Annotated in this window: 24 protein-coding genes; 13 read left to right on the forward strand and 11 right to left on the reverse strand. The window is 66.3% G+C overall.

Annotated elements, in window-relative coordinates:
* Window positions 1–52 precede the first annotated feature (52 nt).
* A complete protein-coding gene (locus tag FJ954_RS23000) occupies window positions 53–367 on the reverse strand; it encodes a co-chaperone GroES (protein WP_015316962.1) in 315 nt (104 codons plus the stop codon).
* A 382-nt stretch (window positions 368–749) separates the two neighbouring features.
* On the opposite strand from FJ954_RS23000, the gene FJ954_RS23005 reads away from it, so the two are divergent.
* Window positions 750–1028, forward strand: coding sequence for an usg protein (locus FJ954_RS23005; protein WP_015316961.1), 279 nt, complete (start codon window positions 750–752; stop codon window positions 1026–1028).
* Window positions 1029–1116: 88 nt separating this feature from the next.
* On the opposite strand, the gene FJ954_RS23010 is transcribed toward FJ954_RS23005, so the two are convergent.
* The 3 genes from FJ954_RS23010 to FJ954_RS23020 form a co-directional block, all read right to left on the reverse strand.
* Entirely contained in the window at window positions 1117–1326 is a 210-nt protein-coding gene (locus FJ954_RS23010) for a hypothetical protein (RefSeq protein ID WP_181177899.1), read from the reverse strand.
* Window positions 1323–2825, reverse strand: coding sequence for an ATP-binding protein (locus FJ954_RS23015; RefSeq protein WP_140663346.1), 1503 nt, complete (start codon window positions 2823–2825; stop codon window positions 1323–1325). Before FJ954_RS23015 ends, FJ954_RS23010 begins: the two co-directional genes overlap by 4 nt.
* A 338-nt stretch (window positions 2826–3163) precedes the next feature.
* A complete protein-coding gene (locus FJ954_RS23020) occupies window positions 3164–3871 on the reverse strand; it encodes a glutathione S-transferase family protein (protein ID WP_181177900.1) in 708 nt (235 codons plus the stop codon).
* A gap of 198 nt (window positions 3872–4069) precedes the next feature.
* Between FJ954_RS23020 and FJ954_RS23025 the strand changes: the two genes are divergently transcribed.
* On the forward strand, window positions 4070–4378 hold the full coding sequence (locus FJ954_RS23025; RefSeq protein ID WP_015316958.1) for a hypothetical protein: 309 nt from the start codon (window positions 4070–4072) through the stop codon (window positions 4376–4378).
* Window positions 4379–4399: 21 nt separating this feature from the next.
* Here FJ954_RS23025 and FJ954_RS23030 read toward each other — a convergent pair whose 3' ends face one another.
* The 3 genes from FJ954_RS23030 to FJ954_RS23040 all read right to left on the reverse strand — a co-directional run bounded on the left by FJ954_RS23030 (window position 4400) and on the right by FJ954_RS23040 (window position 7205).
* Window positions 4400–5230, reverse strand: a complete 831-nt coding sequence (locus FJ954_RS23030; RefSeq protein WP_015316957.1) for an aldo/keto reductase — start codon at window positions 5228–5230, stop codon at window positions 4400–4402.
* Window positions 5231–5317: 87 nt separating this feature from the next.
* Window positions 5318–5950 carry a PQQ-binding-like beta-propeller repeat protein gene (locus tag FJ954_RS23035; protein ID WP_140663347.1) on the reverse strand — a complete coding sequence of 211 codons (633 nt, stop codon included), beginning with the start codon at window positions 5948–5950 and terminating at the stop codon, window positions 5318–5320.
* A gap of 34 nt (window positions 5951–5984) precedes the next feature.
* On the reverse strand, window positions 5985–7205 hold the full coding sequence (locus tag FJ954_RS23040; protein WP_140663349.1) for a helix-turn-helix domain-containing protein: 1221 nt from the start codon (window positions 7203–7205) through the stop codon (window positions 5985–5987).
* Window positions 7206–7318: 113 nt separating this feature from the next.
* On the opposite strand from FJ954_RS23040, the gene FJ954_RS23045 reads away from it, so the two are divergent.
* The 3 genes from FJ954_RS23045 to FJ954_RS23055 all read left to right on the forward strand — a co-directional run bounded on the left by FJ954_RS23045 (window position 7319) and on the right by FJ954_RS23055 (window position 8604).
* Window positions 7319–7498, forward strand: coding sequence for a hypothetical protein (locus FJ954_RS23045; protein WP_015316954.1), 180 nt, complete (start codon window positions 7319–7321; stop codon window positions 7496–7498).
* Window positions 7495–8241 (forward strand): thioredoxin family protein, encoded by a 747-nt coding sequence (locus tag FJ954_RS23050; RefSeq protein WP_140663351.1) that lies wholly within the window; start codon window positions 7495–7497, stop codon window positions 8239–8241. The genes FJ954_RS23045 and FJ954_RS23050 overlap by 4 nt, the downstream gene beginning before the upstream one ends.
* 99 nt (window positions 8242–8340) lie before the next feature.
* Complete coding sequence (locus FJ954_RS23055; protein WP_140663353.1) at window positions 8341–8604, forward strand: hypothetical protein; 264 nt, start codon at window positions 8341–8343, stop codon at window positions 8602–8604.
* Window positions 8605–8646: 42 nt separating this feature from the next.
* Here FJ954_RS23055 and FJ954_RS23060 read toward each other — a convergent pair whose 3' ends face one another.
* Both FJ954_RS23060 and FJ954_RS23070 read right to left on the reverse strand, forming a co-directional pair.
* Window positions 8647–9645, reverse strand: a complete 999-nt coding sequence (locus FJ954_RS23060; RefSeq protein WP_140663355.1) for a bestrophin family ion channel — start codon at window positions 9643–9645, stop codon at window positions 8647–8649.
* A gap of 494 nt (window positions 9646–10139) precedes the next feature.
* Window positions 10140–11513: an MFS transporter gene (locus FJ954_RS23070; RefSeq protein ID WP_181177901.1), complete on the reverse strand. Its 1374-nt coding sequence runs from the start codon at window positions 11511–11513 to the stop codon at window positions 10140–10142.
* Between the two features lie 117 nt (window positions 11514–11630).
* Here FJ954_RS23070 and FJ954_RS23075 point away from each other — a divergent pair, with 117 nt between their 5' ends.
* Window positions 11631–12584 (forward strand): LysR family transcriptional regulator, encoded by a 954-nt coding sequence (locus FJ954_RS23075; RefSeq protein WP_140663357.1) that lies wholly within the window; start codon window positions 11631–11633, stop codon window positions 12582–12584.
* A gap of 130 nt (window positions 12585–12714) precedes the next feature.
* Here FJ954_RS23075 and FJ954_RS23080 read toward each other — a convergent pair whose 3' ends face one another.
* Window positions 12715–13332, reverse strand: a complete 618-nt coding sequence (locus tag FJ954_RS23080; RefSeq protein ID WP_140663359.1) for a TetR/AcrR family transcriptional regulator — start codon at window positions 13330–13332, stop codon at window positions 12715–12717.
* 252 nt (window positions 13333–13584) lie between these two features.
* Here FJ954_RS23080 and FJ954_RS23085 point away from each other — a divergent pair, with 252 nt between their 5' ends.
* From FJ954_RS23085 to FJ954_RS23110, 6 genes are all read left to right on the forward strand, one after another.
* Window positions 13585–14115 (forward strand): (2Fe-2S)-binding protein, encoded by a 531-nt coding sequence (locus FJ954_RS23085; protein WP_140663361.1) that lies wholly within the window; start codon window positions 13585–13587, stop codon window positions 14113–14115.
* Window positions 14112–15170, forward strand: coding sequence for a xanthine dehydrogenase family protein subunit M (locus FJ954_RS23090; RefSeq protein WP_140663363.1), 1059 nt, complete (start codon window positions 14112–14114; stop codon window positions 15168–15170). The genes FJ954_RS23085 and FJ954_RS23090 overlap by 4 nt, the downstream gene beginning before the upstream one ends.
* Window positions 15160–17418 (forward strand): xanthine dehydrogenase family protein molybdopterin-binding subunit, encoded by a 2259-nt coding sequence (locus FJ954_RS23095; RefSeq protein WP_140663365.1) that lies wholly within the window; start codon window positions 15160–15162, stop codon window positions 17416–17418. The genes FJ954_RS23090 and FJ954_RS23095 overlap by 11 nt, the downstream gene beginning before the upstream one ends.
* Before the next feature lie 229 nt (window positions 17419–17647).
* Complete coding sequence (locus tag FJ954_RS23100) at window positions 17648–18130, forward strand: (2Fe-2S)-binding protein (protein WP_015316943.1); 483 nt, start codon at window positions 17648–17650, stop codon at window positions 18128–18130.
* Window positions 18127–19110: a xanthine dehydrogenase family protein subunit M gene (locus tag FJ954_RS23105; protein ID WP_140663367.1), complete on the forward strand. Its 984-nt coding sequence runs from the start codon at window positions 18127–18129 to the stop codon at window positions 19108–19110. The genes FJ954_RS23100 and FJ954_RS23105 overlap by 4 nt, the downstream gene beginning before the upstream one ends.
* Complete coding sequence (locus tag FJ954_RS23110; protein ID WP_140663369.1) at window positions 19107–21422, forward strand: xanthine dehydrogenase family protein molybdopterin-binding subunit; 2316 nt, start codon at window positions 19107–19109, stop codon at window positions 21420–21422. The genes FJ954_RS23105 and FJ954_RS23110 overlap by 4 nt, the downstream gene beginning before the upstream one ends.
* A 94-nt stretch (window positions 21423–21516) precedes the next feature.
* Here FJ954_RS23110 and FJ954_RS23115 read toward each other — a convergent pair whose 3' ends face one another.
* Complete coding sequence (locus FJ954_RS23115) at window positions 21517–22527, reverse strand: NAD(P)-dependent alcohol dehydrogenase (protein WP_140663371.1); 1011 nt, start codon at window positions 22525–22527, stop codon at window positions 21517–21519.
* Window positions 22528–22622: 95 nt separating this feature from the next.
* On the opposite strand from FJ954_RS23115, the gene FJ954_RS23120 reads away from it, so the two are divergent.
* Window positions 22623–23549: a LysR family transcriptional regulator gene (locus FJ954_RS23120; protein ID WP_140663610.1), complete on the forward strand. Its 927-nt coding sequence runs from the start codon at window positions 22623–22625 to the stop codon at window positions 23547–23549.
* Window positions 23550–23557: the final 8 nt, after the last annotated feature.

The raw sequence follows: 23557 nt of genomic DNA on the forward strand, positions 1-23557 counted from the left end.
CTCCTCTATCTCTAGGCAGCATTCGTTGACTGGTGGATTTTCTAAGAAGCCGTCAGGCGGCCTTCTTCACTTGCGCGGTCTGTTCGATCACGCCCATCACGTCACTTTCCTTCATGATGAGCAGGTCCTCGCCATTGAGCTTGATCTCGGTGCCGGACCATTTGCCGAAAAGGATACGGTCACCCACCCTGACATCCAGTTCGGTCAGTTTGCCGCTGTCGTCGCGCGCGCCGGGACCGACGGCGATGACTTCGCCTTCCTGCGGTTTTTCCTTGGCGGTATCGGGAATGATGATGCCGCCGGAGGTCTTTTCCTCGGCCTCGATGCGGCGGACCAGGATACGGTCATGTAATGGACGGAACGCCATGTCGTTCTCCTCTTGGGACAAACAGGTTTTCAGCTTCTTCCACACCGGACCGGCAATTCGGGCCGATGCGGAATGCGGCGACCCTTTGTCAGGCATCGCGCGCGCATATCGAGCTAGTTTTCCCTTTTTTCGGTTTCAAGAGGCCGGCCAGAAAATTTTAGCACTCACGCCGTCGGAGTGCCAACTCACTGTTATAGCGGTCTTATTCGCTCTACGTCGGGAGCCGCCGCTTGAATTTACGCCTAGATCCGGCAAAATTATCCGAGCCGGTACCATCGCCGGCGCCGGAACCGCTCACCCTCTCAAGGAGTTGTTTCCCGGCGGCGCACATCGATGGGCCGAGAGACTTTTTCGCCATTGCGGCCACCGGAAGGAGACACGAATGATCGCAAGCGTCAGCAAGGAGTTCCGCCTCCAGATGGAAGGCTATGGCCTGACCACCGCACAAATCCATTACCGTCTGCCTGACCATCGGAGCCTGCTGCAGCTTTATGTCTGGCAGGACTACGACCTCGCGCCGGAGTTCCCCGAACTCAAGGGCTTTCTCTCCTATTGGGAGCGCGAATTGGACGGGCCGCTTCACTCCGTCCACATCGCCCACCACCGGCTCATCACCCCATCGGAATGGCGGGCGGTCGACGGTGTCATCACGGTCCAGTAAGGGCGGCGTCATCGCGCGGTGCTGACCTTACCAGAAGCCGACCAGCGACCTCAGCATCGCCTTCGCACCCGCCGTCTGCAAGCAAGCTTCAGATACGATGATTGACCAGCGCCACGCCGAGCCCGGCAAGGATCGAGCCGCAGGTTCCCGGCACCAGCCACCCGGCGCCGCTTGCCGGGGACCGCGCAAGCGCCAGCGAGGCGATGCCGGCCGCCGCCAGGTCCGCCATCGAGAACCAGCGGATCAGCGTTTGTCGATGAAATCGCGATGCCGCCACGGCCGCGTTGGATGCCCTCACAAAGCCAGGCTTCCCTGTTCCGCCCCCTCGGCATTGGGATCGCCGGGCGCCGTTGCCCAGGCGAGTTCGACCAGCGTCACGGTGCGCTTCCCCGTGCCGTCGACCTGGCAGACGATGAGGCCCTGCTCCTCGATATAGGTGAGCAGCCGCCGGGCGCGGCGCAGGGAGTGCGAGCCGTAGGCACGGGCGATCGCGCCATCGCTCGGGCACGGCCAGCCCTCCTTCGCCGCGCGCGCGATCATCATGAACACGCCTTGCATGTCCTCCGGCAGCAACGAAGCGCGCACCGAGACGTCGCGCCACACATCGTCCTCGCTGGCTTCGGCCCCCAGCCCGGCACGGGCGCGCGTCAACATGCGGCGGAAGGCGGGCAGGTCCGGCACGACCGAGGCGAGCCCCTCGATGCGGCAGCGCACGACAAACTCCTGGTAGAGCACCCCGATCACGCGGAAGCCCGCGTCAGGTTGTGCAAGAATGGCGCGCAGCACGCGGTCCACCCGCTCGCGCCGCTCCGCCAGATCCTCGGCGCTGACTTGCTGCTCCGCCGGTTCGGGGCGGATTTCCAGCGCAGCCGACTTCGCCGCTATCAACTGGTCGAGCAGGTCCGGCGACGCCACCCGGCGCGGCGCGCGCATCGTCTCGGGCGGCGGGGCGGCCAGGATGATGGCGCGGGCATCCTCGAGCGCCGCCTCCGGCAGCGGCATCAGCTTGGGCGTGCCGTTGCGCGGGCTGGTGTCGGTCGGGCCGATGCGCAGGCCGAGCGGCCGGCGCGACAGTGCCGGCCCCAGCGCCATGAACTGGCCGCGCTCCAGATCGCGGAAGGCCTCCGCCTGCCGCCGCTCCATGCCCAGGAGATCGGCCGCGCGCGCCATGTCGATATCGAGGAAGGTGCGGCCCATCAGGAAATTGGAGGCTTCCGCCGCGACGTTCTTGGCGAGCTTGGCCAGCCGCTGCGTGGCGATGATGCCGGCAAGCCCGCGCTTGCGGCCCCGGCACATCAGGTTGGTCATGGCGCCGAGCGAAAGCTTGCGCGCCTCGTCCGACACCTCGCCGGCCACCGCCGGCGCGAAAAGCTGAGCTTCGTCGACCACCACCAGCATCGGGTACCAGTGGTCGCGCGCGACCTCGAACAGCCCGCCGAGAAAAGCGGCGGCGCGCCGCATCTGGTTCTCGGCATCGAGGCCTTCGAGGTTGAGCACGGTCGAGACCCGGTGGATGCGCGCCCGCTCGCCGGCCGCCTGCAGGCCGCGCTCGGTGTGCTCCTCGGCATCGATCACCAGATGGCCGTAGCGTTCGCCCAGGGATACGAAGTCGCCTTCCGGATCAATGATGGTCTGCTGCACCCAAGGCGCGCTCTGTTCCAGGAGACGCCGCAAGAGGTGCGACTTGCCGGACCCCGAATTGCCCTGCACCAGAAGGCGGGTCGCCAGCAACTCCTCGAGATCGAGTTTCGCCGGCGCGCCCGCTGTCGTGTGTCCCATCTCGATCGCAACGGTCATGCCAGACTCATCAGCTCCTTCGCGGACGGGCTTAGCAATCCGATCGCGGCCCGTCGAGCGTGGCATGGCCGGCGATTCGCGTTGCGCACAGCCGAGACAATGACGATCTGGCCGCGATGGACGGCCGCAATCCGGCGGGCCTGCCGGATTGCGGCCCTGACCTGTGGATAGTAACCACCTGTTCACCATGGGCCGGCGTTTCGATTGCGGCGGCCGGCCATCCGCTTAGCCTGGCCTCTGCATCGCCCCCCAAAGCGATGCACCCCAACGCCCCCAAATGGCGGCCGGCGTTTTCAAGTTTCTCTCCAAACGTATACGCCGGTCGCCACCCCTTTCGACTACAGCCTCGGCGCCTCATGCGGCTCGACCTGTCCTGGGACTGGCGGCAATCGCGGCGCGTCCAGACCCTCGAAGGGATCACGCCAGGCGTCGATCGCTTCAAGCCGCCGATACCAGCGATCGACCAGTCGATAGTCGCCGAGCGGCAGGCCCGCGACATCGTTGAAAGGCAGGAAGGTCGCCATGCGGAAGTCGGCATAAGAAACTTCGTCTCCGACCAGCCATTGCCGGCCCGCAAGCGCGGTTTCCAGGATCGCCGCCGTCGTGTGAAACAGTTTCAGCCCATCCTCGACCAGTTGGTGATCGATCGGCCCGATGTGATAGCGCTGCTTGGTGCCGCGCTCGAAATGCACCATGTCGCAGGCCCGCATGAAATTCTCCTTGCCCCAACTCAGCCAGCGGATCATCTCGGGCTCATCGTCGCCGCTGCGCCAGAAATCGGAACCCATGTCGCGCGACAACCGGCAGGCTATGGCGTCGGCCTCCCACAGGCTTCCGCCGGGCCAGACCAGTATGGGCAGGGAAAGATTGGGATTGAGCGGCCGGAATCGCTCCGCTTGCCCCGGCGCGAACGGCGACGCGAATTCGAAGGTCACCCTCGCCCCGAGATGACGCGCCACCGCGACCCCCAGGCGCGGATTGGGGTTGCGGCTGAAGTACAGTTTTGTTTCCACCCCAGCCGGCATCGGCTCGACTTCGTCACTCATGAATGCCTCTCCTTGTCTCGGCGACCGTCGCCAGATCAAGGACGGATGCGGCTGGTGCAATCCGACAAATCATCCACTCCCCGTGCGCCGGGCGGAACGAGCAGCCTATCGAAACAGGATGGGTTGCGCAAAGTTTGGGTTGACCGTCTCCGACGACGAGGCGACACTTCATCCCACAGCAAGGCAGGAGGAAATACGATGGACGAGCCCGACCGCTGGCGCCACATGTCGAGCGCGCCAAAAGACGGCAGCCGGATCCTCGTGACGGTCCGCCCATCCGAGCAGGGGCCGGCGGAAGTCGACCTCGCCTACTGGTCACGCGCCGATCAGTTCGGTGACGAGGGCTGGCGCGCCTCCGATTCCTCGCCCGGCCGCGTCGTCGAATATGCCGAGCCGGAGCTGAAGTGCTGGATGCCGATGCCCTCGGCCAATCTCAGCCGGGGCGCCTCGATGCCGGCGCCGTGGGAAGGCGACGACGCGCAACAGCTGGACGGCTCGGGGATTTAGCGCGCCGACCGCTTCGTCCTGTCAGAACAGAAACGCCGCCGTCACCGGATTCGGACCGTTACGGCCGTCAGCCGAATCCATGCCGGCGATCGTCTCCAGGTCCTGTGCGTCCAGTTCGAAATCGAAGACATCGAAATTGGCCGCAATGCGGTCCTGGCGCACCGACTTCGGGATGACGATCAGCCCTTGCTGGAGATGCCAGCGGATCATTGTCTGCGCGGTGGACTTGCCGTGTTTGCGGGCAATGCCTGATATGGTCGGGTCGCTCAGCAACCGGCCGCTGCCCAGCGGACTCCAGCTTTCCGTATGGATGTCGTGCCGGGCGTGAAATTCCCTCAGATCGCGCTGCTGGAAGCGCGGGTGCAGCTCGATCTGGTTGACGACGGGCGTCACGCCCGTCTCGCCGATGATGCGCTCCAGATGATCCCTGTTGAAATTCGAAACGCCGATCGACTTGATGCGGCCGGCCTGCTGCAGCTCGACGAGCGTCTTCCAGGCCTCGACATATTTGTCCTGGCTGGGCACCGGCCAATGGATCAGGAACAGGTCGAGCTGCTCGACGCCGAGCTTCTTCATCGTGTCGTCGAAGGCCCGAAGCGCCGCATCGCGCTGGTGGGCGCCGTTGCGCAGCTTCGAGGTGATGAACAGCTCTGCCGCCGGCACGCCGGCGGCGCGGATCGCCTCGCCGACCCCTTCCTCGTTCCGGTAGCCCTCGGCGGTGTCGATCAGCCGGTAACCGGCCTGGATCGCCCAGCCCACCACCTGCGCCGTGATGTCGTGATCGACCTGCCAGACGCCAAGGCCAAGCTGGGGAATGGCGGTGCCGTCGTTCAACGTGATCTGTTCGGGCATGGGAGAATCCTTTTGTGGGGGATGGTCCAGCCTATCTAGGTTTGGCATCGCACAACGGCCAGTCGATTGGGGAAAATTCGCGGACCCTTATTTCGGCCGGCGCACCGCCCTCACCACGCCGGCGTTTCCGCTGCCGCAGAACAGTCGGTCGGCGCCATCGGATTCCAGCCCCGAGATGCCCATGCCGGCAGGCATGTCGAGCTTCTCCAGAACCTTGCCCGTCCGCGGGTCGACGCGGCGCAGATCGCTTTCGTCGCCCTCCCAGGTGGCGTGCCACAATTCGCCGTCGACCCAGGTCACCCCGGTGACGAACCGGTTGGATTCGATGGTGCGCAGGATCGCGCCGGTCTCGGGGTCGATCTGGTGGATCTTGCGCTCCCGGTGCTGGCCGACCCATAGCGTGCCTTCGGCCCAGGTCAGCCCGGAATCGCCGCCATTGCCGGGGGCTGGAATGGTGGAAAGCACCTCGCCCGTGTCGGGATCGATCTTCTGGATGCGGTCCTTGGCGAGTTGGAAGAAATGCCGGCCGTCATAGGCGGTGCCGGCATGTGCCGCGACATCAATCGAGCGCAAGGCCTGCCCGCTCTCCGGATCGAAGGCGTTCAGCCTGTCGCCCGAGGCGAACCAGACATTCTTGCCGTCAAAGCTTACCCCGGCCACCGTATTGGCCCCGGGAAAGGGCCCGTATTCCCTCAAGATTTCGGCTGCCGAATGTTTCATGTCCTTGTCCCTCGATGGTGGTCGTCGTCACTTTCTAGCCATTGGGAAGCGGCGCGGGGAGTAACAAGGTGGTCGTGAAACCCGCCACCGGCGGCGTCATCCAGCGGCGCGCCCGGCCATGGCCGAAGGATTGTACCTTGCCGGCCTCGGCAAGCGGCTCAAGCGCCCGCTGCACGCTGCGCTGGCCGGTTCCAAGTGCCAGCGCCAGGGCCGAGCTCGACCAGGCCTCGCCGTCGGCCAGCAAGGCAAGCACGGCCGCGTGCCGTTCCTCGATCGGCCGCGCCAGCACCACCACTGCATGGGCCTGGCGCGGCACCAGCGTGAAGCCATGCCTGGTGGCGCTGATGCCAGCCAATGCGCGAAGCTCGGCACGCAGCCGCCCGATCTCGACGCGCAGGCGCGCGCGATGCGATTCATCGGCATGCTTGCCGCCGAAGGCCCGCGCCACGAGTTCCCCCCGCGACACATCACCGGGCCAGGCTTCGGCGAGCGTCCGCGCCAAGGCGAACAGCACAGGCCGGCTCGCCAGCGAAACCGTGGTCCGCCCAACGCGCACGGCGTAGCGGAAAGCATCGACGACCAGCGCCGGCGATCCCTGCAATGCCTCGACCTCTTCGAGCAGCAGCGGCTGCTCCCTGCCCTGCGCGATCAGCCGCGCCGCGGGTGTCTCCAGTGCCAGCCACGCGCTGTCGACCTCCGCGATGAGGCCGGGAATGCCGGCCTTGCGAGCGGCATGGCGCGCCCACTCCAGCGCCGCGCGCGCCGGCCTGGTCCGCAGGCGCCGCATGGCGATGCCGGCGACGGCAAGTTCGTGCGCGGCTCTTGCCGCCGGCGGCAGTGGCGCCGGGTCGAGCCCGGCCAGCACGTGCTCGGCCTCGTCGAGGCGGCCGATCAAGAGCAGGCGCCGCACCTTGAGGTGGCCGGCATGGGCCGCGTTCAACCGGTCGCCATGCTTTTCCAGCGCCGTGCGGGCCGCGTCGAGCGCCTTGGCCGGCCAGCCCAAATCACGCGAAACCAGCGCGATCTCGGCCTCGGCGACGACGCATCTGGCGCGCGCCACCGCCTCTTTCGGGCTGAAGGCACGCGCGGCCCGTCGCAACAAGAGCTTGGCGCGATCAAAGTCGCCGAGCTGCGCCATGGCAATGCCGCGCAGCGCCAGCGCCGGCGCATCCTCGCGCAGGGCAACGCGGTCGAGCGCGCCGAGCGGATCGCCGGCCGCCAGCGCCAGCGCTGCCGCGGTGATCAGCGAGTCCATTCAAATCCCGTCACACTTGTAACTCCCACCTCGGCGCAGCGCCGCCTAACTTACGTCAGTACCGTCAACCAGCAAGACGTGCCGGCAATGACGGCAGCAAGGGAGAACCAGAAATGCCTGCCTCCACCGACCTCGACCTCGACGCGGCCAATGATACGGCCAAGCACGCCGCACGCCACCCCTGCTGCGCCGGGCCGGATCTTTCGGATTTCGCCGCGCCTGCGGCTCCCCCACACGCCCAGGCAACACCACATCGCAACGACGCCACGACTGGCAAAGGAGAAGACCAATGACCATGACCATGAACACTCCACCGATCGTCTCACAGCAGGATTGGAACGCCGCGCACGAAAAGATGCTGGTGAAGGAGAAGGCGACGATGCGCGCCAGGGACGCGCTGTCGGCCGAACGCCGGCGCATGCCGTGGACGGAAGTGGACAAGGCCTATGTCTTCGAGGGCCCTGACGGCAAGGTGAGCCTGCTCGACCTGTTCGAAGGCCGCCGCCAGCTCATCGTCTACCGCGCCTTCTTCGAGCCCGGCGTCTATGGCTGGCCCGATCATGCCTGCCGCGGCTGCTCGCTCGGCGCCGACCAGGTCGGCCACCTCGCCCATCTCAACGCCCGCGACACCACCCTTGCCTACGCCTCTCGCGCCCCGCAGGAAGACATCGAGCGGCTGAAGACACGGATGGGTTGGGAGATGCCCTGGTATACGATCACCGATAGCTTCGACAAGGACTTCGGCGTCGACGAATGGCACGGCCACAACGTGTTCATCCATGACGGGAACCGCATCTTCCGCACCTATTTCATCAACAACCGCGGCGACGAGGCTTTGGGCACCGTCTGGAGCTATCTCGACATCACGCCGCTCGGCCGCCAGGAGGTGTGGGAAGACTCGCCCGAAGGCTACCCGCAGACGCCACTCTACAGCTGGTGGAACTGGCACGACAATTACGATGCCGGAGCCGACAAGAAATGGGCCGAAGTGTCAGCTGCCGGCGAGGCCGCGTTCCGCGACAAGGGCAACCAGTAAGCTGGCGCAAGTCCGTCCAGCCTGGGTTCCTCTTCCCGCCTCCGGCAGGGCCGAGGACCCCAGGTCATGACGGGCCGCAACCATCAAGGGAATAAGATCATGAGCGATATCCCTTCCGGCATCGGCAGCGTGACCCCCGAAAATGTCGTCCCCCATGGCATAGCCGACTGGCTATGCCTCGCCGCGGCGCCGACCTTTGCGGTGATGGCGCTGCTTTCCCGTCTTCACGGCGGCGACGGGACCATGCTGTGCATGGGCGCCTCGCCGCTGGCCGGCTCGATCCTGACCGGCATGCCGGCCATGTATCTGCTGATGAGCGCTTTCCATCTGGCGCCGTGGCTGAGGGTGATGTCCCGCCGCTAGGCGCGGAGAAGGCATGGCTCTGCCCGACTCCGGCGCCCGACCTCACGTCGCGATGTCATTGACCGGCAGCAATGGCTTGGGAAGATCGCTCTCGCCGAGCCCGGCGCGCATCTCGATCTCGATGTCGCGGCAGATTTGCGAGATCGGCACGTCGTTGGCGTTGCCCTCGAAAGGGTTGGCGCTGCTCTCGCCGACCTGATCGAGGGACATGTAGGCCCAGCCCAGCAGCGTGCTGAACGGGATCGTCAGCCAGATGCCGATCGAGCCGAGCATTCCCCCCAGCTTGCCCATGTCGGCGAACACCGGAACCACGCCGAACGGCAGCAGCGTGCAGAAGATCATGACAAACATGGAACTGACGATGGCGTATTGCCGGGGATAGGGATTGTTCTTGATGCGGTCGCAGCGCGCCTGCTGGTCGTGGAAGTCGCGGATCAGCTTCGTCAGTTCGCCATGGATCTGCGGCGGGACCTTGGCGTCCTTGAACAGTGCGTTGACCTGGACGGACTGCAATTCGAGCAGGGCTATCGCCGGACGAGGCGATTTCAGGACATCCGCGGTCTGGTCGCCCAGCAGCGGGCGTAATTCGTCGGCGATCGAACCCTTGTCCTCCTGAATGTGGTAACGCCGTCGGTATTCGATATTGGCGGCCTTCCCCATGGATTCCCACGGCATCGGCCGCCGCAGCGCGTATCGCAGCGCCGTCATCCAGGCGATATGGCGGTAGATGAGCTGCCTGGCCGTCGGCGCATCGAGGAAATCCCGACAGAAATTCGACCATACGCGGCTGCTGGCCGTGATCTGCGTGAAGGCCTGCAGCGCCTCACTGCTGCGGGTGAACACCTGCGAGTTCTTGAAGCCGGCGACCAACGACACCGTCGTGCCGAGCACCAGCACCACCGACCATGGCACGGAGAACCCGGCAATGCCCGGAAAGCGGTAGGCCGCCACGGCCAGCCCACTCACCACCACCATGTAGAGGACGCTGCGCCGTGACCACAGTGCGAAATCGACCACCTTGTAGGAACGGCCTACATACATTGAAATGCCCCTCAATCACGAACGGGCGGCAATCGGACCACCGGTAGCCTGACGCCTATCATATCGTTTGCACAGGGCGAAGAGCCGTCGCCGCGGTGTGCGCAGGACGCCGCCATGGGCACGGGATCTCGCCCGCGCCCGTGATCGTTCCCCCAATTTAAATTGCACTTCGGCTTGGCGAGTTGCAGGCGTCCGCCAGTTCCGCCCGGCGAGTGGTTGTGGAAGACCGTCTTGAAGGATTCCAGCAGCACCGGACTGCACCGTCGGCAAGGGCTGGACTCCGATCGACGCCGGCGTGGGTTCGCCAATAAGCGCCTTCATCATGGCAAGCGCCTCGGCGACGCCCTTGTCATCGGGACGCCACGAGCCGATAGCCTTGAGCGGAACGCCCTTGGCGATCTCGCTTGCCGACCGCAGGCCGAGATCGACCGTGGTATCGGAATGTCGATGCCTTGCGCGCGCATCGAGGACAGCGTGTCGAGCGCCAGCTGGTCTCATGCCACCGTCTCGTAGCGAGCGCGGCTCAGGCTGACCAGGCAGGCGATGGCCGCGCAGATGCCGGCCAGGACCAGCGCGAGGCTGGGTGCGCCTGTCAGCGGCACGGTCGCGAAAATGATCGACATCGAAATGGCGCCAAGCGTTTGTCCCAACAGCCGTGCCGTGCCCTGCATGGCTCCCGCCGCACCGCTGCGCGCCTTGGGTGCGGAGAGAAGCAGGATGCGGTTGTTCGGCGTCTGGAAAAGACCAAAACCCGTGCCCGCGACGACGGTTCCGACCAGGAAGGCAATCGCCCTTGGACCGGGCGGTGCCAGGCCCGCGATCAGAAGGCCGATCGCCAGCAACCCGCCGCCGGCGGCGCACAGCCACGCTGTCTTGAAACGATCGGCCAGCCGCCCCGAAATCGGCGCGATGATGATCGTTGCGATGGGCCATGGCATCATGTAGAGGCCCGCCTGGACCGGGCTCATGTGCAAGGTGTGCTGCAGGTAGAATGGCAGCGCCACGTAGCTGAGCATCTGCCCGGTGAAGCACGAGATCGAAGCGATGACGGCTACCCGGAAGGCTGGATCGGCCAAGAGGTCGGTCGGCACGATCGGTGCGGCACTCCTGCGTTCGAGAGACAACAAGATGACGAGGCACAGGACGGAACAGCCGATCAGGATCGACCCGCTGACCGGCGCACCGGCGATGCGGTCGGCGCCCGTGAAGAACAGGATGAACATCAGTGTGTTGGCCAGCAATGCCACGAGGTTGAGGTGACGCTTCACGCCATCCAGATGCGCAAGCAACCCGCCAGACAACAGGACGATGATGCCGATCGGGATGTTGACGGCGAACAGCCACGGCCAGCTGGAAACGGAGAGGATCGCGCCGGCGACACCAGGGCCGGCGGCCGCGGAAATCGCAATCGTCATCGCGTTGAAGCCGATGACGGTTCCCAGCAGCCGCTGCGGCACCGAAACGCGCAGGTTCATCGGCCCGGTCGCCATGATGGCGCCCGCCCCCAGCCCCTGGATGGACCGGGCAGCCACAAGAACAGGCAGGCTGCCGGCGAAGGCACAGGCCGCCGAAGCCACCGTGAACAGCGCGACACCCAGAAGAAAGACACGCCGGGGGCCGTGGATCTCGCCCAGCGCGCCGCAAGGCAAAAGAGCCACAAGCACCGCAAGCTGGTAGCTCGACACCACCCACACGGTGCTGCTGGCATTGGCATTGAGCGACGCCGCGATGGATGGCAGCGCGACATTGGCGATGGCGCCGTCCAGCACGACGAGCACCAGCGTCATCAGCAGGACACCGATGGCCAGGTAGCGGCGTGGCGACGGCAGGCCGTCATGGGCGGGATTGATCGTTGCGGCTATGGACATCGGAGGCTCCGCTTCGTTGGTTGTCGCCGCATCGATACCGCTCACCCCATAATTGCACCAGACGCAACGGAGTAAATTGACCGTTGCGTCAAACGCCTCACCTCGTTAGGCTCTCTCATGCTCGATCTCGACCTGAACCTTCTGGTGGCGCTTGACGCCTTGCTGCGGGAGCGCAGCGTCTCGGGCGCCGCCAAGAAACTTGGCCTCAGCACGTCCGCGATGAGCCGCACACTGTCGAGATTGCGGCTGGCGCTGGGCGATCCCATCCTGGTCTCGGCGGGACGCGCCATGGTGGCGACGCCTCATGCCGAAGCGATTGCCGAACAGGTGCACACGCTGACGTTGGCAGTCCGGGCCGTGCTCAGTCCCTCGCCGGAGATCGACATCAGCCAGGTGCGGCGCGATTTCACCATCCGGGCCAATGAAGCCTTCGTGCTGCTCTACGCCGCGCGCCTCCATGCCCTTGTCACCAGTGCCGCGCCCGGCATAAGGCTGCGCTTCGCGCCCCGACCGGACAAGCGCATCGAACTGCTGAGAGAAGCCACGATCGACCTCGATATTGGCGTGCTTTCGGGTGATGGTGCCGAATTGCGCGGTCAGGCGTTGTTCGAGGACCGTTTTGTCGGCGTGGCGAGAACCGGGCATCCGCTTCTGGAGACCGAAATAGCGGCTGAGCGTTACGCCGCGTGCCGGCACGTGGTCTCATCCCGGCGAGGCCATTTCATCGAACCGATCGATGAAGCACTCGCCGAACTCGGCCTTTCGCGAAATGTCGATCTGGTGGTGCCGAGCTATCCGGCGGTCGTCGCGGTCGCAGCCGCATCCGATCTCGTTGGACTGGTGCCGCGCTCGTACCATCTGGGTGCGACAGGCCGTACCCAGATGTTTGATCTGCCGGTGGCAATCCCAGGCTTCACCATCACCCAGGCATGGCACCCCCGCATGGATGCCGATCCCGTGCATCGCTGGCTGCGATCGTTGATCTTCAAGGAGTTTCCGAGCGCGGTTCGCCGGCTCGAGCAGCCGGCGACGGCAGGAAGTCTGGTGGCCGATCGACGGCGGGCCGACTGATCCTGTTCCTGGACCCGGAGCAGTCGCCGAGCTGCCATGCCGGAGCCAAATTCAGCCGCCCCCAAACACGATCGCACGATCAGCGCTTGTCATCGCTCGCCTCATGCCGGGGCAAGCGGCGTTCGCCCTCTCATCCAGCCTTCCTCGCCCCGAACCGCAACCCGTCCATCAGGAGCTTGACCAGGCGGCGCGAGCGGTCGCGCCATTCGGGCGTGTCGGGCGCCGAGTAGATGCCGCCGAGCGCATGCAGCACGTCGGAGGCATCGACATCGCCGCGGATGGTGCCGTCGGCCACCGCCGCCTCGACCAGTTGCCGCAGCGCCTGCGACACCCGTCCCGACGTGTCGGAAAACAGCGTCGAATTGGTGGTGAACAGGATGCGCAGGCTGGTCGCCAGGCCGCGCTTGGTGGCGATGTAGTCGACGAAGCGGCGCATCCATTCTTCCAGCGCCACATCGGAGGGATATCTTGCAGCGAGCTCGCCGGCCGCCGCGCACAACCCCTCCGCTTCGCGGCGGTAGACCACCTCGACCAAGTGCTCGCGTGTCGGAAAATGCCGGTAGAGCGTGCCGATGCCGACGCCGGCGCGCCGAGCGATCTCCTCCAGCGAGCCGTCGATGCCGCGCTCGGCAAAGACCGCAGCCGCCACCTCGACCAGCCGGTCGCGATTGCGCCGTGCATCGGCACGCAACGGCTTGTCGGCGGCGGCGGTTTTTTGGTCAGCGGTTGTGACGGGCTCAAAAGCCAATTTTTTTCTCCACCAGGGATATGGGGGCTTGAACCACGCCTGGCCAGCCCCCACGTAAATAAACGGAGGCACCTCCGCTTTTAGTGGAGAACCTACATCATATAATCAGGGGAACCGGTATGTCACGTCTTCCGAAGCCGCAACCCGCCACTTTCCCAACCCGCAGGAGATTGGCCGTCGCCTGACCTTGCCCTTCCCCGCCCCTACCCCACTTCATTCCCCTCAGCGTCAAGCAACTGGAGCCAGACGCCCATGACCAGCCTTCCCATCTCGCTTACCGTCAACGGACATCGACACGAACTGGAGGTCGACCCACGCGTCACCTTGCTTGACCTGCTGCGCGAGCGGCTTGAGTTCACCGGCACGAAGAAGGGCTGCGACCGCGGCCAGTGTGGCGCCTGCACGGTGCTGGTCGACGGCAAGCGCATAAACTCCTGCCTGGCGCTGGCGGTCAGCCATGACGGCGCCGAAGTGCTGACCATCGAAGGTATCGCTCACGGTGACGAACTGCACCCTGTGCAGGCCGCCTTCATCGCCCATGACGGTTTCCAGTGCGGTTTCTGCACGCCCGGGCAGATCATGAGCACGCTCGGCCTGATCGCCGAAGGACAGGCTGGCGATGATCCCGAGCGCATCCGCGAGGGGCTGAGCGGCAACATCTGCCGCTGCGCGGCCTATGGCGGCATCGTCGAGGCCGTCCTGGAAGCCCAAAAAAACATGGAAGCCCAGAAAAACATGGCCGACACCGCCACCACCGAGGCACGCAGGAGGACCGCGGCATGAGAGACTTCGATTTCATCAGGCCGGCCACCGTCTCCGACGCCATAGCGGCGGCGGCCGAACCGGGTTCGGCCTATCTCGCCGGCGGCACCAATCTGCTCGATCTGATGAAGGGCGGCATCACCAGCCCCGAACGGATCGTCGACATTACCCGCCTGCCGGAACTCAATCGCATCGAAACGCTCGATGATGGCGGCCTGCGCATCGGCGCGCTGGTCCGCAATGCCGATCTCGCACATGATCCGGCCTTCGCCAGAGCCTATCCGGCGGTGGCCGAAGCGCTGCTTTCGGGCGCCTCTGCGCAGCTTCGCAACGCCGCCACTGTCGGCGGCAATCTGTTGCAGCGCACGCGGTGCAGTTACTTCTACGACACCGCCAGCGCCTGCAACAGGCGCGAACCCGGTTCCGGCTGCTCGGCGCTTGGCGGCGAGAACCGCCTGCATGCGGTGCTTGGCTGGAGCGATGCCTGCATCGCCACCCATCCCTCCGATTTCTGTGTGCCGCTGGTGGCGCTGGACGCCGTCGTCGAGATCGAGGGCAAGGGAGGCCGGCGCCACGTGAGCTTGGAGGAATTCCACCGGCTTCCGGGCGACACGCCGCAGCGGGAAACCGTGCTGCAGCCGGGCGACCTGATCGTTGCGGTGCGCCTGCCAGCGGAAGCGGCGTCCTTCGCTGCCCACGCCCGCTACCTGAAACTGCGCGAACGCACCTCCTACGCCTTCGCCGTCGTTTCGGCTGCCGCGGCCCTGACCGTCGCCGACGGCAAGATCAGCGCCGCGCGGCTGGCGCTCGGCGGTGTCGCGGCCAAGCCATGGCGGGCGCGCTCGGCGGAAGCGGTGCTGCTCGGCGCCGATGCCAATGAAGCGAGCTTCGTTCGGGCCGCAGATGCGGCTCTGGTCGACGCCAGCCCCTCCGGCGACAATGCGTTCAAGATCGAGCTTGCCCGCCGCATTGTCGTCAGGGCGCTGATGTCCGCACAGGCGGGAACGCCCGCTCTGATGCCCGCTTTGCCTGCTTCCCCTTTTTCCTCCCTCCCCGGAGTGCGTCATGACGCTTGAACTCGGCCTCAACCAACAGCCTGCCCATACGCGCCAGGGCTCCAGCATCGGCCAGCCGCTGACCCGTCGCGACGGATTTTTGAAAGTCACCGGGACCGCGCGCTTTGCCGCCGACAACAATCCGCCCGGCATGCTCTATGCCGTGCTTGCCGTCTCCAGTATAGCGCGCGGCCGGGTTGTCTCGCTGGATGTCGAGGCGGCCAAGGCGCATGCCGGCGTGGTCGAGGTGATGACGCCACTGAACCGGCCGGCGCTCGCCGTCGATCCGGATGCCAAGGACCATCCCTTCATGTTCCGGCTCGACCTGCTGCAGAACGATGGGGTTCGCTACCCCAACCAGAGCATTGCCGTGGTGATCGCGCGGACGCTGGAAGCGGCGACCGAAGGCGCGGCGCTGTTGTCGCCGCGCTATGAGGAGTTGCCGGCGCGCGTTGGTCTGGACGGCGCCAAAAGCTTCGTGCCGCGCGGCGTCGGCGTCGGCAACCCGGCGGTGCAGGAGAAGGGCGACGTCGAGGCCGGCCTCAAATCGGCAAGGACGCGGATCGAGGCGACCTACGAGACGCCGGCCCAGTACCACAACGCCATGGAGCCCCACGCGATCGTCGCTGCCTGGGATGGCGACCGGCTGTCGATCGACACGCCGAGCCAGGGCCTGGCCATGGCGCAGGGCCGCATCGCCGGCCTGTTCGGCATCGCGCCGCAAAACGTCCATATCCGCAGCCCTTTCCTGGGCGGCGGCTTCGGCTCCAAGGGCATGATTTCCGGACCGCAAGTGCTCGGCATCCTGGCGGCGCGTCTCGTCGGCCGCCCGGTCAAGCTGGTGCTCCGGCGCGAGCAGATGTACGGCCCGGTCGGTCACCGCGCCCCGACCCGCCAGACATTGCGCATGGGCATGGATGGCGAAGGGCTGCTGACCGCGATCTCCCATCACGCCAGGACCACGTCGAGCACGTTCGACGATTTCTTCGAACCGGCGGCGGACGCCTCGCACACGCTCTATGCCAGTCCGGCCATCGCCACCTCGCACGATGCCGTGCGGCTCGACACCGGCACGCCGCTGTTCATGCGGGCGCCAGGCGAGGCCACCGGATCGATCGCGCTTGAGAGCGCCATCGACGAGGCGGCCCATGCCTGCGGCATGGACCCGCTGGAATTCCGGCTCAGGAATTACGCCGAGGTCGAACCGATGACCGGCAAGCCGTTCTCCTCCAAGGCGCTGCGCGAATGTTACGAACAGGCCGCCGAGGCGTTCGGCTGGGCGGGTCGCCCGCTGCAGCCGCGGCGGATGCGCGACGCCGACGGTTTCCTCACCGGCTGGGGCATGGGCACGGCGACGTTCCCTGCACTCATGTTCCAGGCGGAGGCACGCGCGGTGCTGAGGGCCGACGGCACCGGATTGATGGAGACCGGCGCCCAGGACATGGGCCAAGGCGCCTGGACGGCTTTTGCCCAGATCGCAGCAGACGGGCTGGGGCTCGACATCGACCAGGTCGAGTTCAGGGCCGGCAGTTCCGACCTGCCCAATGCGGGTATCGCCGGCGGTTCGGGTCACACGGCGACGGCCGGCATGGCCATCCACAATGCGGGTGCGGCCGTCATCGCCAACCTTGCCGATCTCGCCACCGGCGACGAAGCCTCGCCGCTGTTCGGCGCCGGCAATGAAGGCGTTGTTGCACGCGGCGGACGCCTTTACCGGCGCGATGACGAAAGCCGCGGCGAAAGCTATGCCGAGATCCTCGTCCGCGCGGGCCTGACCGAAATCGAGGGCCGGGGCAAAGGCGCTCCGGACCCGGCCTCCCAGGAGACTTACGCCAAGCACGCGCATGGGGCCGTCTTCGCCGAGGTGAAGGTCGACCCGGATCTCGGCCAGATCCGCGTCACCCGGCTGGTCGGCGCATTCGCCGCCGGACGGGTCATCAATCCGCGGCTGGTGCGCAGCCAGTATTATGGCGGGATGATCTGGGGCGTTTCCTTCGCGCTGCATGAGGAAGCCGTCACCGACCGGCGTTCCGGCCGCATCCAGAATGCCAACCTGGCGGACTATCATGTCCCGGTGAATGCCGACGTGCCCTCGGTCGAGGCGCTGCTGGTTCACGAGGACGACCCTCACGTGAACGCCCTCGGCATCAAGGGCGTTGGCGAAATCGGCATCACCGGCACTGCCGGCGCCATCGCCAATGCGGTCTGGCACGCGACCGGCGTGCGCCCACGGCGCTTTCCGATCCGGATAGAGGACCTGCTGGGGTGACGAGCGGTCCGCCCGAAACGACAGGCCTGCGCCAGAGCATGATGCCGAAAAGTGGGAACCGGTTTTCGGACGACATCATGCTCTATCTCTTTGATTTAGAGGCGGATTCAGATTTCAGGTCGAACGGACCTGAAATCATCCGGCTCTAGGGCAGGCAAGCGGTCGGTTGGAGCGCCCTGCCCAGTTTCAATTCATTCCCCCAGCGTCAAGCAACTGGAGCCAGACGCCCATGACGAGCAAGACCACGATTCCCGTCCATCTCGATATCAACGGCCAGCATCACACGCTGGAACTCGAGCCGCGTGTCACGCTGCTCGACGCCTTGCGTGACAGGCTCGGCCTGACCGGCACCAAGAAGGGCTGCGACCACGGCCAGTGCGGCGCCTGCACCGTCCATGTCGACGGCGAGCGCGTGCTGGCCTGCCTGACGCTGGCCGCACAGGCCGAGGGCCGCGCCATCACCACCATAGAGGGGCTTGCACGGGAGGGCGAACTGCATCCCGTGCAGGCTGCTTTCCTCGAGCAGGACGCCTTCCAGTGCGGCTACTGCACGCCAGGCCAGATCATGTCGGCGGTGGCCTGCATCCGCGAGGGCCATGCCGGCTCGGACGAGGAAATCCGCGAATACATGGCCGGCAATCTCTGCCGCTGCGGCGCCTATCCACACATTGTCGCCGCCGTGCGCCAGGCGGCGCTGGAGGCCGCGTCATGAGGGATTTTTCCTATTTTCGCGCCACCTCGGCTGATGCCGCCCGCCAGGCGGCCGCGCTGCCCGGCGCCATGCTTCTGGCCGGCGGCACCACGCTGATCGACCTCGCCAAATGCGGTGTCGCCGAGCCCGACACGCTGGTCGATATCACCCATCTCAAGGGGTTCGACCAGATCGAGATCGACGAGCGCGGCGCCGTCATCGGCGCGCTCGCCAGGATGGGCCATGTCGCCGACCATGACGACATCAAGAGCCGCTTCCCCGCCATCTCCGAAGCGCTCTGGCAGGCAGCCTCGGCGCAGATCCGCAACATGGCGACGATCGGCGGCAATCTGATGCAGCGCACGCGCTGCCCCTATTTCCGCGATCCCTCGAACTTTGCCGCCTGCAACAAGCGCGAACCAGGCAGCGGCTGTTCGGCGATCGGCGGCGTTACCAGGGGCCATGCCGTGCTTGGCACCAGCGAGGCTTGCATCGCCATGTATCCCGGCGACCTCGCCACCGCGCTCGCCGCCTTCGACGCAACGGTCCATCTCGGCGAACGGCGCGTGCCGGTGGAGGACTTTTTCCTGCTGCCAGGCACGACGCCCGACAGGGAACACGCGATCGGACCGGGCGAGATGATCACCGCCATCGAAATCCCTTCTTCCGCCGTCGCCCGCCGTTCGACCCATCTGAAGATCCGCGACCGGCAGTCCTATGAGTTCGCCGCGGCCAGTGCCGCTGTCGGGCTCGAACTGGAGGCCGACGGGCGCACCATCCGCGACCTGCGCGTGGCGCTCGGTGGCGTCGCGACCAAACCCTGGCGGGCGCGAGCCGTGGAAGCCGCGCTGAAAGGCAAGGTGCTGGAGCCGGACGCTGTTCGCACGGCCAGCCTGCTCGCCGTCGAAGGCGCCGTCGACCACGGCGCCAACCGCTACAAGATCGAACTCGCGCCGCGCGTCGTCGCACGCGCCATCCTCAAATTGGGAGAAGCGGCATGACCGTTCACATCGCAAGCACTGTTTACGTCGGAAGACATGGCGACGCGTCCGACGGCGCGCAGGTGGAGGCCGTCGGCGGCCGGCTGTCGCGCGTCGACGGCCCGGCCAAGATCACGGGTGCGGCGAAATACGCCGTCGAGCAGCAGCTCGAAGGGCTCGCCTATGCCGTGCTGGTCGAAAGCACCATCGCATCCGGCAAGGTGCGCGCCATCGAGACGGCGGAGGCCGAGACCGCGCCGGGCGTCCTCAAGGTGTTGACACCAGACACGATCATCAGCCTGAAAACCGCCTCGGACTGGTTCGGCACGCCACCGCCGGACAAACCCTATTGTCCGCTGGCGCACGACGTCACCTTCTCGGGCCAGCACGTCGCCGCCGTCATCGCCGAGACCTTCGAGCAGGCCGTGGCCGCCGCGGCGATGGTCAAGGTAAGCTATGATGAGACGCCGGCCATCGTCGACCTCAGCGACGGCAAGGCCGGCGACGGCATCCCGGTCGACGCCATGACCAAGGAATGGGGCGACGCGGCCGCCGCCTTCGCCTCCGCCCCGGTGCGCATCTGCGCCGCCTACAACACACCGCGCGAATACCAGGCGCCGATGGAACCGCATGGCCTGATCGCTCGCTGGGAGGGTGACCATCTCACCGTGTGGGAGCCGAGCCAATGGCTGGACGGCATGGCGCGCACCTATGCCGAATGGTTCGGCGTGCCGTTCGAGAATGTGCGGCTGGTGTCGCCCTATGTCGGCGGCGGCTTCGGCTCCAAGGCGCTGGCGCTCAGCCATGGCGCGATTGCCGCAAGTGCCGCGAAAATGCTCGGCCGACCGGTGCGGCTGGTCATGACGCGGCCGCAGACCTTCACCGGCTATGGCGGCCGCGCCGCGACGCGGCAGACGGTGACGATCGGCGCCGACCATGACGGAAGAATCCAGTCGATCGTGCATCGCGGCGTCAACGAAACCTCCATCGACGGCATGTGGGTCGAGCCGCTGGGCTCGGTCACCTCGATCATGTACGCGACGCCGAACTTCTCCTCGAAACAGAATGTCGTGCGGGTGAATTCGGTGGTGCCGGGCGCCATGCGCGCACCGGGTGAAAACCCGTCGGCCTTCGGCATCGAAAGCGCCATCGACGAGCTCGCCTACGAGGTCGGCATCGATCCGCTGGAAATCCGGCTGCGCAACTACGCCGAACAGGATCCGCATGCGAACAAAGCCTGGTCGACCAGGCAGCTGCGCGAGGCTTTCGCAGCGGGTGCCGAACGCTTCGGCTGGGCCAGGCGCACGCCTGAGCCACGCTCGATGCGCGACGGCAACCATCTGGTCGGCTGGGGCGTGGCCGCCGGCACCTATCCGGTGCGGCGCGCCTATGGCGAGGCGATCGTGCGCATCCTGGCCGACGGCTCGGTCGAGGTCGAAAGCTCCTCCATCGACATGGGCCAGGGCACCTACACCATCCTGGCGCAGACGGCCGCCGAAACGGTCGGCGTTGCGGCCGACGACGTGGTGGTGAAGCTCGGCGATTCGCGCTTCCCCCGCGCCGGCGTCGCCGGCGGCTCGCGGCTGGCCGGCGTGATGACGGGCGCCGTCCACAAGGCCGCGACCTCGGCACTCGACCAGCTGGTCGGCCTGGCGATCAGCGATCCGCGCTCGCCCTTCCATGCGCTGCAGGCCAACACGCTGGTCGTCGTCAATGGCCGCATCACCGCGCCGCGGGGCGACGGCCCCGACGTCTCGATCGCCGAACTGCTCAAAAGCGTCGGCCGCGACCGCATCGAGGCGACGGGCGACACCATGCCGGCCAATTCGAGCGTCGAGGATCGCTACAAGAACTACACCACCATCGCCATGGCGCTGCCACACACGGAGGGTGACTATTCGCGCCATTCCTGGTGCGCGCATTTCGTCGAGGTGCGCGTCGACGAGGATTTCGGCACGGTGCGTGTGTCGCGCGTCGTGTCGGCGCTGGATTCGGGCCGCCTCTACAATCCGAAACTCGCCGAGAGCCAGTGGAAGGGCGGCATCATCATGGGCATCGGCCAGGCGCTGCTCGAAGAAGGCATCGTCGATCGCCGCCGCGGCCGCATCGTCAACAACAACCTCGCCGACTATCTCATCCCGACCAATGCCGACATCCCCGACATCGAGGTGATCTCGGTGGGGATTCCCGACCCGCACTCCTCGGTGCTCGGCGGCAAGGGCGTCGGCGAGCTGGCGATCGTCGGCATGGCGCCGGCCATTGCCAACGCGGTGTTCCATGCCACAGGCAAGCGCGTGCGGGATCTGCCGATCACGCTGGAGAAGCTGATCTGACGGTGAGGCTGCCAATCTTCCCCCTCGTGGGGGAGATTGGATGTCGCGGCGGTTCCGCCAATTTTCAACATTGAAAAAAAAGCGCCTGCGCCGATCACCACTCCAGCCCGAACACCAGCTTGCCGAAGTGCAGGCCGCCGGCGGCCATGTGGGCGTAGGCTTCGGCCGCTTCGTCGGGCGAAAACACCTTGTCGACCACCGGCTCGATCCGGGCCGCGCCGACGGCGCGGGCGGCGTCGCTGAGATCGGACACCGATCCGGTGTTGTTGCCGACCACCTTCAGCGCCTTGATGATGATCGGCAGCAGATTGATCGTGGCTTCGGCACCGGTGACGAAGCCGATGGTGAACAACGTACCGCCGGGCGCGGTGGCGTTGACGGCGCGGGCGAAGGTGGCACTGCCCCCGGTCTCGACGACAAGGTCGGCGCCGAGGCCGCCGGTCAGCTCCAGCACCTTGCCATCCCACTCGGGCGTCGCGCGGTAGTTGATGAGATGATCGGCGCCGAGCGCCTTCGCCCGCTCCAGCTTTTCGTCCGACGACGAGGTGATGATGACGGTCGCGCCGGCGGCTTTGGCGAGCTGCAGGGTGAAGATGGAGACGCCGCCAGTGCCAAGCAGCACGACGACCGAGCCCGGCCCGACATCGGCGGCGCGGATGGCGTTCCAGGCGGTGGTGCCGGCGATGGGCAGCGTCGACGCCGCCTCGAAGGAAAGATGAGCCGGCACCGGCACCAGCGAATTGGCCGGCAACGCGACATATTCGGCCAGTGACCCCGGCAGCGAAATGCCGCGCATCTGCGTCATTTCGTAAGGCCGCGGCGGCCCACCGATCCAGCGCGGCTTGGCATGGGCGATGACGCGATCGCCGATGGCGAATTTCGCAACGTCCTCGCCCAGCGCGACGATCTCGCCGGCGCCGTCGGCTACGGGGATGAGCGGAAAGCTCGGTCCGGGATAATTGCCGCTTGCCACCGCCACATCGACGAAATTGAGGCTCGCCGCACGCTGGCGGATCAGCACCTCTCCGCGCTGCGGTTCGGGGGTTGCAACGGTGGCGGCGCGGAAGGCGTCCAGCCTGGGCTGGCTGAGTTCGATGGCTTTCATGGTTTCACTCCGGTGGACGATTGGTGGTTGAGTGAACCTATTTGCTGCGTTATCTCTGGATAATCCTCGTTTCGCGAAATTGAGAACTGTGAATGATGCAGCAATCTCACGAACCCGCTGCCCTTGCCGAGATGGCTGCGTTCGCGGCCATCGCCGAGGCGCGCTCCTTCACCAAAGCGGCGGCGCGGGTCGGGCGCGACGCGACCATTCTGTCGCGGCGCCTGCAATCGCTGGAAACGCGGCTGGGGGTGAGATTGCTCTCGCGCACGACGCGCAGCGTCTCGCTGACCGAAGCGGGCGCCGAATTCCTGATGCGCGTGCGCGCCATCCTTGCATCCGTCGACGAGGCCGAGGCCGTCGCGTCCGCGCATGCCGGAGGCCGCCCGCGCGGCGTGCTCAGGCTGGCGCTGCCCGGCACGTTCGGGCGCATGTGGATCGGGCCGCTGCTGCCTCAATTCCTTGCCGAATTTCCCGATGTCCGCATCGAGGCCGAATTCTCCAACCGCTTCACCGATCTGGTCGCCGAGAATTTCGACGTCGCCGTGCGGCTGGGCAGCCTGGAGGATTCGCGCCTGGTGGCACGCAAGGTGGCGACGCGACGCAGGCTGCTCTGCGCGGCTCCCTCCTATCTCGCCCGCAGGGGCACGCCGGAGACGCCGCAGGCGCTGCTCGATCATTCCTGCCTGGGCTTCTCGGGCTTCCAGACCTTTCCGGCCTGGGAGATGACCGACCGCGAGGGCCGGCGCGCGCGCGTCGAGGTTTCCGGGCCGTTGGTCAGCGACGATGCCGAGGTGCTGGTCGAGGCCGCCGTGCAGGGGATCGGCCTGATGATGAGCACCGACTGGCTGGTCGGGCGCGAGCTTGCCGATGGACGGCTGGTGCCTGTGCTGGAGGAGTGGACCTTGGCGGATGAAGGCGCCGTCTATGTCGTCACGCCCTCGGCCAAGGGAAAAGCCGCCAAGACCCGCGCCTTCACCGACTGGATCGGCAAGCGCTTCGCGCCGGAACCGCCCTGGCGGTAAAGCCGCTG

Origin of the sequence: Mesorhizobium sp. B2-3-15 (assembly GCF_006442875.1) — a bacterium.
Lineage (GTDB): Bacteria > Pseudomonadota > Alphaproteobacteria > Rhizobiales > Rhizobiaceae > Mesorhizobium > Mesorhizobium australicum.

Bases quoted from the DNA above. Each gene is read 5' to 3' on its own strand.
- FJ954_RS23050 (WP_140663351.1), top strand. From the start codon at position 7,495: ATGACCATGACCATGAACACTCCACCGATCGTCTCACAGCAGGATTGG.
- FJ954_RS23120 (WP_140663610.1), top strand. From the start codon at position 22,623: ATGCAGCAATCTCACGAACCCGCTGCCCTTGCCGAGATGGCTGCGTTC.
- FJ954_RS23005 (WP_015316961.1), top strand. From the start codon at position 750: ATGATCGCAAGCGTCAGCAAGGAGTTCCGCCTCCAGATGGAAGGCTAT.
- FJ954_RS23115 (WP_140663371.1), bottom strand. From the start codon at position 22,527: ATGAAAGCCATCGAACTCAGCCAGCCCAGGCTGGACGCCTTCCGCGCC.
- FJ954_RS23090 (WP_140663363.1), top strand. From the start codon at position 14,112: ATGAGAGACTTCGATTTCATCAGGCCGGCCACCGTCTCCGACGCCATA.
- FJ954_RS23055 (WP_140663353.1), top strand. From the start codon at position 8,341: ATGAGCGATATCCCTTCCGGCATCGGCAGCGTGACCCCCGAAAATGTC.
- FJ954_RS23095 (WP_140663365.1), top strand. From the start codon at position 15,160: ATGACGCTTGAACTCGGCCTCAACCAACAGCCTGCCCATACGCGCCAG.
- FJ954_RS23060 (WP_140663355.1), bottom strand. From the start codon at position 9,645: ATGTATGTAGGCCGTTCCTACAAGGTGGTCGATTTCGCACTGTGGTCA.
- FJ954_RS23105 (WP_140663367.1), top strand. From the start codon at position 18,127: ATGAGGGATTTTTCCTATTTTCGCGCCACCTCGGCTGATGCCGCCCGC.
- FJ954_RS23100 (WP_015316943.1), top strand. From the start codon at position 17,648: ATGACGAGCAAGACCACGATTCCCGTCCATCTCGATATCAACGGCCAG.
- FJ954_RS23085 (WP_140663361.1), top strand. From the start codon at position 13,585: ATGACCAGCCTTCCCATCTCGCTTACCGTCAACGGACATCGACACGAA.
- FJ954_RS23040 (WP_140663349.1), bottom strand. From the start codon at position 7,205: ATGGACTCGCTGATCACCGCGGCAGCGCTGGCGCTGGCGGCCGGCGAT.
- FJ954_RS23070 (WP_181177901.1), bottom strand. From the start codon at position 11,513: ATGTCCATAGCCGCAACGATCAATCCCGCCCATGACGGCCTGCCGTCG.
- FJ954_RS23025 (WP_015316958.1), top strand. From the start codon at position 4,070: ATGGACGAGCCCGACCGCTGGCGCCACATGTCGAGCGCGCCAAAAGAC.
- FJ954_RS23015 (WP_140663346.1), bottom strand. From the start codon at position 2,825: ATGACCGTTGCGATCGAGATGGGACACACGACAGCGGGCGCGCCGGCG.
- FJ954_RS23045 (WP_015316954.1), top strand. From the start codon at position 7,319: ATGCCTGCCTCCACCGACCTCGACCTCGACGCGGCCAATGATACGGCC.
- FJ954_RS23000 (WP_015316962.1), bottom strand. From the start codon at position 367: ATGGCGTTCCGTCCATTACATGACCGTATCCTGGTCCGCCGCATCGAG.
- FJ954_RS23075 (WP_140663357.1), top strand. From the start codon at position 11,631: ATGCTCGATCTCGACCTGAACCTTCTGGTGGCGCTTGACGCCTTGCTG.
- FJ954_RS23035 (WP_140663347.1), bottom strand. From the start codon at position 5,950: ATGAAACATTCGGCAGCCGAAATCTTGAGGGAATACGGGCCCTTTCCC.
- FJ954_RS23030 (WP_015316957.1), bottom strand. From the start codon at position 5,230: ATGCCCGAACAGATCACGTTGAACGACGGCACCGCCATTCCCCAGCTT.
- FJ954_RS23020 (WP_181177900.1), bottom strand. From the start codon at position 3,871: ATGAGTGACGAAGTCGAGCCGATGCCGGCTGGGGTGGAAACAAAACTG.
- FJ954_RS23110 (WP_140663369.1), top strand. From the start codon at position 19,107: ATGACCGTTCACATCGCAAGCACTGTTTACGTCGGAAGACATGGCGAC.